The following is an 11,353-nucleotide window of genomic DNA, read 5'->3' as shown; positions in this document are numbered from 1 at the left end:
GGCGCGATTGTTCAGTTGCCTATTGACGGGATCAGATTGATCGCCGAGGCGATCCGGATTCACTGAGAACTCAACACCTAGTAATTGAGACAGGTTTTCCTTGTTTCGCTTTTCGCGGCGCCGAGGGGCAGTGCGGGAGCTAATAATGTCCGAGCCTCGTGACAGGGTTGAGTCATGGAAGGCATCGGTCAACTCGTGGCACGTCGGACAGCCCCGCCCGACGGCGGAACGGCGGCGCCGGGGCGCTTGTCCCGCCGGCTGAAGCCTGTCCCGGCCCGGCATGCCCAGTTCCAAATCCCTTCCCGGCTCGAAAACCCGGCCGACTCTGTGCCGTCGCATGGTGGCCTCGATCAGGCAATCGCGACGATGGATGCGCTGCGCTCGACTGCCCTCTCCGACGCCCGCTTGTTCGCTTTCCCTGATGCCGCGAATTTCGCCGGCAAGGTCGAGGAGATCTCGCGGACGGTGGAGTTTTTGCAGATCGTCGCGGCCCAGGCCGTGGAACGGACACGCCGCGAAGCCCAAACAGCACGGCAGCCATCCTCGGCGCCGGGGTGGAGGACCGGCTGGACCGAGCCCAGGCAGCCGCAACAGACGCGGCAAGCGCATCCAGCACGGAAATTCCGGCAGCAGCAGTGGACGCGGTCGACGACGGTTACCGGAACGCCGCCGAATTCCTGCGGGCCAGGCTGCGGATCGGCATCGGCGAGGCCAAGCGCCGGCTCAGGCTGGCCGCCGGCGTGCTCCCACAGACAGGGATCGCTGGGCAAGATGTACCCGCACGGCACAGCTTGCTCGCGGCGGCCCTTCCCACGGCAAACATACCGTCCCGTTCGGCCACGGTGATCAGCATGGCCCTGGACCAGATACGACACCTCGCCGATGCGGAAACCGCCCACCAGATGGAGCAATCACTCACCCGAACCGCCGTACAAAGCGATCCCGATTTCCTCTCCCGCATGGCCAAGCGCTGGGTCGACGCCATCGACCAGGACGGCTCCGAACCCAGCGAGGAAGAACTCCGCCACCGCCAAGGAGCGTTCATCCGCAAACCCCGCCGCGGCCTGCACCACCTGGAAATCTTCGCCACCGCAGAACAATTCGAAACCCTCGCCACCGTCATGAACACTGCCACCAACCCGCGCCTGCGCCCCGGCACCGACGGAACACCCAACGCCGGCGGAACACAGGATGCGGACCCAGCCCGAACCACCGGCGGTCCCGCAGGGATTCCGGAGCACGACGCCGTCGCCCACCCGGCTCTGGATCGCCGCTCACGGGCGCAGAAGTTGCTTGACGGACTCATCGGGGCCTGCAGTGCGGCACTGTCCGCCGGCGGGCTGCCGGCGAACGGCGGCCTCCGGCCCCAGGTCATGGTCACCATCGACTACCAAGACCTGCTGGACCGCGTCCAACACCACGGCGCCACCGCCGCGAACCCCCGCCTGAGCACCGGCGCGTCCACCTTCCAAGGCCCGATCCACCCCTCGGTCATCCGCAAGATCGCCTGCGACGCGGACATCATCCCTGTCCTGCTCGGCAGCGACAGCCGCGTCCTGGACATCGGCCGCACCACGAGGGTGTTCCCGCCCCACATCCGCAAAGCCATCATCGCCCGCGACCAAGGCTGCACCTTCCCCGACTGCACTATCCCCGCACCGTGGTGCGAAGCCCACCACATCACCTACTGGTCCGACGGCGGCACCACCGGAACCGACAACGGCACACTGCTATGCAGCCACCACCACCACGTCATCCACAAAGAACAATGGACCATCACCATGGACTCCGGCACCGCATGGTTCAATCCCCCGCCCCACCTCGACCCCGGCCAAATACCCCGACGCAACCACCACTTCAGACCCACCCGGACATAAACCCGCCCGGAAAGAACCTACCCCGGCGCGGAACCTGCCTAGACACGAAACGCGCCTGCACGCGCGCACTCCCCCAGGCCGCCGCCGATACAGGGGGTCGACCGCCGTCGTGCAATAGCAGGCCGTCATGCAATAGCAGGCCGTCATGCAATAGCAGGCCGTGGGCAATAGCAGGGCCGGCTGCGGGCGAATCCCGCGGGCGAATCACCGCTAGGCGGGGGTCCCGCCGTCGACGTCCGCCATCGCCTGTTCGCGGACGGCCGCCATCCTCTGGACGACCGTGACGCCAGTGGCGGCGGCGAGCACGACAAGGGTCACAAGCAAGACGACGGGAGGCAACCCGAGTCCGGTCAGCCCGGTGACGAGGAGAACTGAGATCAGCCGCTCCGCGCGCTCTGCGATGCCCACATTGGCGTAGAAGCCCAGTGATTCAGCCTTGGCGCGGGCATACGAAACCACCATCCCGAGCACCAGACATGCCAGGGACGCGATGGCAATCGCGCTGTTCGCGCCGCCCGTGAAAAACCAGATGGCGACGCCGGCGAAAATGGCGCCGTCCGCCAGCCGGTCGAGCGTGGAGTCCAGCGAAGTTTCCCCAAGGGCCGCTGCGGCCCTGTTCCCTCGCCATGATGCCATCCACGACGTCAGACAAAGCGAAGATCGCGATCAGGAACGAACCCCACCACAGCTGGCCCAAGGGGTAGAGAATAAGGGCGCCAAGCACTACGCCGGCGGTCCCGACGGCGGTAACGGCGTCGGGCGAGACTCCCATTTTGAGCAGGAACCGGGCCACGGGCGAGAACAACCCGGTGAAAAACCCGCGGGCGTGTCGACTAAGCATCCGTCTCCCCGGACAGATCCGACTCCTCCGGCCAGGCGTCGGCCACTTGCTGGCGGACCTCGTCAAGCGTCTGGGTGACGGCCTTCGTCTGGGCGATGATCGGGAAGAAGTTTCCGTCCCCACCCCAGCGCGGAACCACGTGCTGATGCAGGTGTGCGGCGATTCCCGCCCCGCCGGCCACGCCTTGGTTCATGCCCAGGTTGAAGCCGCTCGGGTTGGCCACCTTTCGCAACACCCGCATCGCGGTCTGCGTGAGCTCCGCCATCTCCGCTGTTTCCTGCACGGTGATGTCCGTGTAGTCCGGAACATGCCGGTACGGGCACACCAGCAAATGACCGGGGTTGTAGGGGAACAAATTGAGCACCACGTAGCAGGTCTTGCCGCGGCGCACGATGAGGGATTCCTCATCCGTACGGCTTGGAGCTACGCAAAAAGGGCAGTCGTCCTCGTTTTTGAACTGGTTCTGCCCACCCTTGATGTAGGCCAGACGGTGTGGGGTCCACAGGCGCTGGAAGGCGTCAGGAACACCTGCCAGGCCGAAGTCATCGGTTACTTCGGCATCACCCGGGTAGTCAGCTGTCACGCCTGTGTTCTCCTGCACTGTTTTTCGCCCTCGGCGCCGTCCGGCCGGGTCAGCTCTCGCGGTTCTTGACGGCGTCCACTATCCTACGGACGGCCTCGGCAACGGGCACGCCGTTGTCCTGGCTGCCGTCACGGAAGCGGAACGACACCGCTCCGGCCTCTGCGTCGTCTCCGCCGGCGATCAAGACAAACGGAATCTTGTCCTTGCTCGCGGTGCGGATCTTCTTCGGGAAGCGGTCCGAGGAAATGTCCACCTCGGCACGAATGCCGGCCGCTTTGAGCTGGCCAACGACGTCGAACATGTAGTCGTTGAACGCCTCCGCCACCGGGATGCCCACCACCTGCACGGGCGACAGCCATGCCGGGAAGGCTCCTGCATAGTGCTCCGTGAGAACGCCCATGAAACGCTCCACCGAACCGAACAGGGCACGGTGGATCATGACCGGACGCTGTCGGGTGCCGTCGGCAGGCGCTGGAACTCAAGCTCGAAACGCTCAGGCAGGTTGAAGTCCAGCTGGATGGTGGACATCTGCCAGGTGCGTCCCAGCGCGTCCTTTGCCTGCACGGAGATCTTCGGGCCGTAGAACGCAGCTCCACCCGGGTCCGGGACGAGCTCAAGCCCGGAGGCCTCGGCTACTTCTGCCAAGGTGCGGGTGGCTTCCTCCCAGGCGGCGTCCTCCCCCACGAACTTTTCTTCGTTCTTCGTGGACAGTTCCAGGTAGAAATCGTCCAGGCCGTAGTCCTTGAGTAGGCCAAGGACGAAGTTCAACGTGGTGGTCAGCTCGTCCTTCATCTGCTCGCGGGTGCAGTAGATGTGGGCGTCGTCCTGTGTCATGCCGCGCACGCGGGTCAGGCCGTGGACAACGCCGGACTTCTCATAGCGGTATACCGAGCCGAATTCGAAGAGCCGCAGCGGAAGCTCTCGGTAAGAGCGTCCGCGCGAACGGAAGATGAGGTTGTGCATGGGGCAGTTCATCGGCTTCAGGTAGTAGTCCTGGCCGGGCTTGCGCACGGTGCCGTCCTCGTTCAGTTCCGCGTCGATGTGCATCGCCGGGAACATGCCCTCTTTGTACCAGTCCAGGTGACCCGAGACCTCATACAGGTGGCCCTTGGTGATGTGCGGGGTGTAGACGAACTCGTATCCGGCGTCCACGTGCCGCTGGCGGGAGTAGTCCTCCATGGCCTTGCGGATGATCCCGCCCTTGGGGTGAAACACCGGCAGGCCGGATCCAAGCTCGTCCGGGAAGGAGAAAAGGTCCAGCTCGGCGCCGAGCTTACGGTGATCGCGGCGCTCAGCCTCCGCAATGCGCTCCTGGTAAGCCTTCAGGGCATCCTTGGTAGGCCAGGCTGTGCCGTAAATGCGCTGGAGCTGCTGGTTGTTCTGGTTGCCCAGCCAGTACGCAGCCGAGGAGCGGGTCAGTGCGAAGGCGTTGGAGATCAATTTGGTGTTGGGCAGGTGCGGGCCGCGGCAAAGATCGCACCAGACGCTCTCGCCGCTCTTGCGGTCCACATTGTCGTAGATGGTGATGTCCCCGGCACCGACTTCAACGTTGACACCCTCGCCCGCGTCGGCGGCGTCGTTCTTCTTGCCCAGCAGTTCGAGCTTGTAGGGCTCGCTCTTCATGGCTTCGCGGGCTTCGTCTTCGGTGACGACGCGGCGCACGAACTTCTGGTTCTGGTTGATGATCTTTTGCATCATCTTTTCGAGCTGGCGCAAGTCTTCTGGGGTGAAAGGCTCGGCAACGTCGAAATCGAAGTAGAAACCGTCGGTGATGTACGGGCCGATGCCAAGTTTGGCGTCGGGACGCAACTGCTGCACGGCCTGGGCCATGACGTGTGCGGTGGAGTGGCGCAGGACGTTCAGGCCGTCCGGCGAGTCGATGGTGACTCCTTCAACCTGTGCGCCTTCTTGCAGCAACTGGTCGAGGTCCTTGAGTTCGCCGTCGACACGGGCCACTACAACATCGCGGCGCTCAAAAAAGAGTTCCGCGCCGGTGGTCCCTTCCGTCACCTTGGTCTCTTCGCCATCGACGATGAGGGTGATCTGCTGGGCATCTGACACGGGTGTCTCCTATTCATTGATATGGCTTCATAGCTTGTGGCGTACGGGGACCACAGCCAGCCATCGTCAATCGTATCTGCTCCGGCGGGGGCCGCCAAAGCAGGCGCGGCGGAGTAAAGGGACACCCGTCGAGCGGATTCCGTCGTTGGTACCTGGCCTGCTAGTACCTGGCCTGGCCAGTACCTGGCCTGCTAGGGCTTGGCCTGCAACAACGCAAGGAGCGCCTTGCCGTCGGGGCTGCCCAAGCCGGTGCACGGATCCCAACCGGTCCCGGCGTGGTAGCTTCCGTTGGAGCCTGTGGTGATGTCGTGGAAGCCCGACGCCGGTTGGGTGCCGTTTTGGTAGAGCAGTGGCTGAATCAGCCCGAAGCGCTTATTGGTGGCCTGGGCGAGGCGGGCGATCAGCGCCGCCCAGAGCGGTGCCACCGCGCTTGTTCCGCCGATCACCATGTCCTTGCCGTCGACGCGGACTTTGTATCCGGTCTGCGGGTCCGCAACCCCGCTAACATCGGGCACACCGCGTCCCGCCAGTCCTGGGAGCGGGTTTGTGGCTGGCGTGTCCGGTGACTCCGGTTTGCCAGGAAGGTACTGGAAAGACGTCGCTGTACCCACCACCGGTTGCCGAGTTCGGGCCGTCGTTCCACACGGTTTCCGCACTGATCATTCCGGTCGCGGGGTCCGCTTGAAGTCGGGTTCCGCCGCAGGCCAGCACGTGCGGGCTCGACGCCGGGAAATCGGCATGGTCCTTGCTGTCCGTCACGCCGTCGGCGCTGCCGTTGTCCCCGGCTGCCGCGGTGACCGTCACTCCAAGGGCCGCGGCGTCTGCCATCGCCTGGTCGAAGGCTGTGCGGGCTTGGGCGGTCCACGCATCCTCGCTCTGGCCCCAGCTGATGCTGATCGCGGCTGGCGGCGGACTCGCATGGGAGGCTGCGACAATCGCGTCAAGGAATCCGGCGTCGGTATTGGGCGCAAAATAGACCACGATGTTTGCTTTTGGCGCCAAGGCGCCCACTACTTCAATGTCGAGGAGGACTTCGCCGTCGGCACCCGCCGGATCCTGCCCCGGCTGGTTGGCCGCGCCGTCGACTCCTACAGCGGTGATGGCCGGAGTGGGAAGGCCGAGGCCCTGGAAGTAGGCGTCGAGGTCCTGCTGCCCGAATCCGCCGCCAAGTTCGAGGATGGCAATCGATTGGCCCGCCCCGTCGGTTCCGTCCGGAAAGTTGTAGATCTTTCCCAACTGGGGCGGGGTGTAGCTAGTGCCAGCCGAGGCGAGAGGAATGGCGCGGAACTGGGCACGGGCCTGGGGCCTGTCGTCAAGGCCAAGAACCGCGACAACAACGCCGTCGAGGACGGCAGGTATCTGGAGGCCTCCGGTGCGGTGCCTGTGCGTCACCGCGGCACCGTCAGGGCTATGGCTAGTCAGCTCATCGAGGGACGTTCCGAAAACGCTGCTCAACTGTCCGACACTCCCGGCCAGCCGGATCCTTCGGCTGGCCGCATCGGACTCGACAACATCCAGTCCCAAGCCGGCGAAAGTGCGCACTGCCAGTTCGAGGTCTGCGGCTGATGCGCCATACCGCGAGGCCAATTCATCCCGGGACAGGGCGGCAGACGGAACTTCGGCCATTTCTTCCTGGCGCCGAAGGATGACCGTCACTTCAATAGGGCGGGAGGGATCAACCGGACCGAGAACGTCCCGGACGCCCGGAGCGGGGGCCCTTTCTGATCCCGGAAGCGGGACCCTTCGCATTTCCACCGGCTGGGCTTCTTCGGGCATGTCCTGATTCGACATTGGTGTCTCCTAGGGTCGCGGTGACAGAGCTCCGTCCCCTGCGATTATGCACCCGGAGCCACTTGCGCACCATGCCGCGAGGACTCACGCAGCGACGACCGCTACTGTACGGAGTACTGTACGGATCCGGAAGCACGGGGCTTGGGCTCCGCGGCCACCCACGGTAGCGTGGGGCCTGGCTGGCTGTGGCACTGCCACGGCTGGCACCGCGGCGATTCTAAGGAGCAAGCCATCAGTAGGTCATACCGGACATCTGCCCACGAACCCGACACGGCCGTCGAGCTGAACCCCGTCTTCAGCCGGCCGGGTGAATCGAGTATTTTTCCGCGATTCACCCTTCCGGAGGGCGAATCGCTCCCCTCGACTGCATATCAGGTGGTCCACGACGAAGCCATGCTTGACGGGAATTCCCGCCTGAATCTCGCCACGTTCGTTGGCACGTGGATGGAACCAGAAGCGTCGAAACTCTACGCCGAGACGTTCGACAAGAACATGATCGACAAGGACGAATATCCGCAGACCGCCCTGATCGAGACCCGCTGCTGGCGCATGCTCGCTGATCTGTGGAATGCGCCCGATCCCGCCAAATCCGTGGGGACCTCAACCATAGGTTCCTCCGAGGCGTCCATGCTGGGCGGCCTGGCGTTGAAGCGTCGCTGGCAACATTCGAGGCGAGCCGCGGGCTTGCCCACCGACAAGCCCAATCTGGTCCTGAGTTCGGCCGTGCAGGTGTGCTGGGAGAAGTTCTGCAACTACTGGGATGTGGAAGCCCGTTACATTCCGGTGTCGAGGGAACACCAGGTGCTCGACGGGTACGAATTGGACAAGTACGTGGACGAGAACACTATCGGCGTCGTCGCCATCATGGGCGTGACTTACACAGGCGCCTATGAACCCGTAGCGAAGATCTCAGCGGCGCTCGATGACATCCAATCGCAGCGCGGCCTCGATACTCCGATCCACGTCGACGGCGCCTCCGGAGCGATGATTGCCCCGTTCCTGCAGCCGGACACGGTGTGGGACTTCCGTTTGCCCCGGGTTGCCTCGATCAACACGTCGGGCCACAAATACGGGCTGGTCTATCCGGGCCTGGGTTGGGTCATTTGGCGTGACGAGGAGGCGCTCCCCAAGGACTTGATCTTCCACGTCAGCTACCTCGGCGGGAACATGCCGAGTTTCGCTTTGAACTTCTCGCGCCCCGGGGCTCAGGTGCTCCTGCAGTACTACCTCTTCCTCCGGCTGGGTTTCGAGGGGTACAAGTCGGTTCAGGCCACGTCCCGGGATGTCGCACTGTATCTGTCACGTGAAATAGGCGAGATGGAGTCGTTCACTTTGTGGAGCGACGGATCGGACATCCCGGTCTTTGCATGGCAGCTCACCGACGGCTACACCGACAAGTGGAATCTTCACCATCTGTCTGAGCGGCTCCGAATGAACGGATGGCTTGTCCCCGCCTACCCGATGCCCGATGGACTGAGCGACGTGACCGTCCAAAGAATCGTTGTCCGCAACGGCTTCACACGGGACCTCGCCTCCAGCTTCCTGATCGACCTCAAGAAGGAAGTTGCTTACTTGGACGGGCTCACCGCACCCATGCCGCCCGGCGGGCAAACCCAGGCGTTCCACCACTAGCCAGCAGCAATAGCAGGGAGTAATGCCCATGTGCCGTCTCTTCGGTTTACATGCCGGTTCGCAATCTGTCCGGGCCACCTTCTGGCTTTTGGATGCGCCGGACAGTCTCGCCGACCAGAGCCGGCGGGAGCCTGACGGCGCCGGGATCGGCACTTTTGACGCCGATGGCAAGCCCCACGTGGCCAAGCAGCCGCTTGCCGCGTGGGAGGATCATGCTTTTGCGCGCGAGGCACGGGATTTGAAGAGCACCACGTTCCTTGCCCACGTACGGTATGCCAGCACCGGTGCACACACCATGGTCAACACCCACCCGTTCGAGCAGGACGGACGGCTGTTCGCGCACAATGGTGCCTTCGGCGACCTTGAACGGCTGGACCAGCGCCTAGCGGAGTTCGGAATTGCGGAGCTGGTGAAAGGCCAGACCGATAGCGAGCGCCTCTTCGCCCTGATCACCGCCGAGACCCGACGTGCCGGCGGCGACGTCGGGAAAGGAATCACCCAGGCCATCAGGTGGATCGCTAAGGAGCTTCCGGTGTTCAGCTTGAACCTCATTCTCACCACGGGGGCAGATCTCTGGGCAGTCAGGTATCCGGATACCCACGAACTGCACCTCCTGGAGCGCTCGCCCGCGCGCTCCGGGGAGGCAGCCCCCCTGGACGCGCGGAGCTCCCGCATCCGGGCTCATAGCAAGGATCTATCCCGATCCGGCCACGTCCTGATCGCCACTGAACCAATGGATGACAACCCTGCATGGAACCCGCTCGCCGCCGGTGCGCTGGTCCACGTCGGACCCGGCTTGGAGGTTGCAACCAGCTATCCCTTCCCGGAGGCGCCGTCGCATCCGCTCACACTGGCTGACCTCTCCCCCTCCGCGGCTGCATCCCAGAAACCCTGAGCCTTGGGTCGCCATTGGCCGCGTGTTCCGCCCGGCTGCGCACCTCGTCGCACATAAGATCGATCCATGACCGTTGAAGTCGAATCCGAAACCGTCTTCGTCCCGGCCGTGCAATTGGACGGACAAATGAGCATCAATGACGTCCTGCTTGAGTTGGGTCGGGAACCCGTGGTGTACCCCTCCGCGAACGCCGACGCGGGCGATTTCCTCATTTTCTAGCCCGACGCCGGGCCGGCCGGCTGTAGTGCCGGTGCGAGGCCACCTGATAGAGGTATTGGCAGGGACTCCCTCAGGGGCCTGAAACGTAACTATCGTTGATCACATGGATAACCGTCACGATGCCCGCGATTTCCTTGCCTCCCGGCGCGCGAAGATCACCCCTGAAAAGGCGGGATTGCCGACGTCGGGCGGGAATCGGCGGGTGCCAGGGCTCCGCCGAGGCGAAGTCGCAACGTTGGCTGGTGTGAGCGTTGAGTACTACACGCGGCTGGAACGCGGCAACCTTGCGGGGGTGTCAGAAAGCATCCTGGAAGCATTGGCGAGGGCCCTGCAGCTTGACGACGCCGAACGCGCCCACTTGTTCGACCTGGCCCGCGCCGCCGGAACCAGCAAGCGGCAACGTCGATCGTCACCGCAGGATCTTCGGCCGAGCGTCCAGTTTGCCCTAGATGCGATGACAGATGCGCCAGCATTCGTTCGCAATTCCCGCATGGACATTCTCGCGGCGAACAGGCTCGGCCGCGCTTTGCATTCCGAGATGTACGTCAGCCATGTGCGGCCAGCAAACTATGCGAGGTTTATTTTTCTTGAGGAGGAGCGGGCACGGCGGTTCTTCCCGGACTGGGAGCTTGCGGCCAACAACATGGTGGCCATCCTCCGAACTGAGGCCGGCCGTGACCCGTTCGACCGCGGGCTGAGCGACCTCGTGGGAGAACTCTCCACCCGCAGCGATGAATTCCGCACCCGTTGGGCCGCCCATAACGTGCGCCGCCACTACAGCGGCTTCAAGCATTTCCACCACCCCGTGGTGGGCGAACTCCGCCTGCTTTTCGAGGCAATGGAGCTGTCCGCCGATCCAGGCCTCTCCTTGTTCATCTACCCTGCCGAACCTGGTTCCCCTTCCGCCGATGCCTTGCGATTGCTCGCGAGCTGGGCCGCAACCCAAGAACAGGCGGAGCAACCTCAAACCGCACCCGCTTCGGGTGGCGTGTGACGGCACCCTAAAGCAACGGGAGCGGCTGTTGACTCACGGCCTCGTACCCCGGCGCCCCTCCTCATCGCCATCGCCGTCGTGCCTGTCGGCCTCTCGCCTGTCGGAGCGATTTCCGGCATCCGGGTCCAACTCTTCGGCTCGGCGGAGCCTCTCCTGCGAAGCTTCGTTTGCCCGCTCGGAAGCCTTTTGCTTTTCCGCGGCCTCGTTGTGCAGCCGTTCCGCTTCGCTTTCGGCGCGGTGGGCATCGGCCTGAGCACGGGCCGCCTCGGCATTACGCTCGTGTGCCCCCAGTGCGTCGGCTCGGGCGCGTTCCCGGAGCTCCGCGGCATGTTTGCGGTTACGTTCTTCCTTGGCCCGGCGTCCAAACATCAGCACGATGGCGACCACCACCACAACAACCACAATCGCCACGACGATCCAGATCCATTGTTGCCCGTCCATTTCCAGCCTTCCTCAACGT

9 protein-coding genes and 2 pseudogenes are annotated in these 11,353 nt (G+C 64.0%); 5 read left to right on the top strand and 6 right to left on the bottom strand.

The features are described 5' to 3' along the window. Positions 1–554: 554 nt before the first annotated feature. Positions 555–1,877: a DUF222 domain-containing protein gene (locus ACF0H6_RS01500; RefSeq protein WP_395248185.1), complete on the top strand. Its 1,323-nt coding sequence runs from the start codon at positions 555–557 to the stop codon at positions 1,875–1,877. Between the two features lie 210 nt (positions 1,878–2,087). Here ACF0H6_RS01500 and pgsA read toward each other — a convergent pair. The 5 genes and pseudogenes from pgsA to ACF0H6_RS01475 all read right to left on the bottom strand — a co-directional run bounded on the left by pgsA (position 2,088) and on the right by ACF0H6_RS01475 (position 7,153). Then, positions 2,088–2,718: pseudogene (gene pgsA / locus ACF0H6_RS01495) on the bottom strand (phosphatidylinositol phosphate synthase). Next, complete coding sequence (locus tag ACF0H6_RS01490; protein WP_395248184.1) at positions 2,711–3,319, bottom strand: HIT family protein; 609 nt, start codon at positions 3,317–3,319, stop codon at positions 2,711–2,713. The pseudogene pgsA and the gene ACF0H6_RS01490 overlap by 8 nt, the downstream one beginning before the upstream one ends. Before the next feature lie 37 nt (positions 3,320–3,356). Next, positions 3,357–5,362, bottom strand: a pseudogene (thrS, locus tag ACF0H6_RS01485) (threonine--tRNA ligase); the annotation flags it as partial. Positions 5,363–5,553: 191 nt separating this feature from the next. After that, positions 5,554–5,877, bottom strand: coding sequence for a hypothetical protein (locus tag ACF0H6_RS01480; RefSeq protein ID WP_395248183.1), 324 nt, complete (start codon positions 5,875–5,877; stop codon positions 5,554–5,556). Next, a complete protein-coding gene (locus ACF0H6_RS01475; protein WP_395248182.1) occupies positions 5,864–7,153 on the bottom strand; it encodes a protease pro-enzyme activation domain-containing protein in 1,290 nt (429 codons plus the stop codon). The genes ACF0H6_RS01480 and ACF0H6_RS01475 overlap by 14 nt, the downstream gene beginning before the upstream one ends. A gap of 231 nt (positions 7,154–7,384) precedes the next feature. Here ACF0H6_RS01475 and ACF0H6_RS01470 point away from each other — a divergent pair, with 231 nt between their 5' ends. The 4 genes from ACF0H6_RS01470 (at position 7,385) to ACF0H6_RS01455 (ending at position 10,893) form a co-directional block, all read left to right on the top strand. Continuing rightward, complete coding sequence (locus ACF0H6_RS01470) at positions 7,385–8,785, top strand: glutamate decarboxylase (protein ID WP_395249847.1); 1,401 nt, start codon at positions 7,385–7,387, stop codon at positions 8,783–8,785. 28 nt (positions 8,786–8,813) lie between these two features. Then, on the top strand, positions 8,814–9,680 hold the full coding sequence (locus tag ACF0H6_RS01465; protein ID WP_395248181.1) for a class II glutamine amidotransferase: 867 nt from the start codon (positions 8,814–8,816) through the stop codon (positions 9,678–9,680). Between the two features lie 66 nt (positions 9,681–9,746). Then, positions 9,747–9,899, top strand: a complete 153-nt coding sequence (locus tag ACF0H6_RS01460) for a hypothetical protein (protein WP_395248180.1) — start codon at positions 9,747–9,749, stop codon at positions 9,897–9,899. Between the two features lie 103 nt (positions 9,900–10,002). After that, positions 10,003–10,893, top strand: coding sequence for a helix-turn-helix transcriptional regulator (locus tag ACF0H6_RS01455; RefSeq protein ID WP_395248179.1), 891 nt, complete (start codon positions 10,003–10,005; stop codon positions 10,891–10,893). Between the two features lie 33 nt (positions 10,894–10,926). Here ACF0H6_RS01455 and ACF0H6_RS01450 read toward each other — a convergent pair whose 3' ends face one another. After that, on the bottom strand, positions 10,927–11,334 hold the full coding sequence (locus tag ACF0H6_RS01450) for a hypothetical protein (RefSeq protein ID WP_395248178.1): 408 nt from the start codon (positions 11,332–11,334) through the stop codon (positions 10,927–10,929). Positions 11,335–11,353 lie beyond the last annotated feature (19 nt).

It is taken from the genome of Arthrobacter sp. NA-172 (assembly GCF_043952055.1).
In the GTDB taxonomy this organism is placed as follows: Bacteria; Actinomycetota; Actinomycetes; order Actinomycetales; family Micrococcaceae; genus Arthrobacter.
Note: the sequence above shows the minus strand (reverse complement) of the source record. Positions and strands in the feature narration are given on the sequence as shown.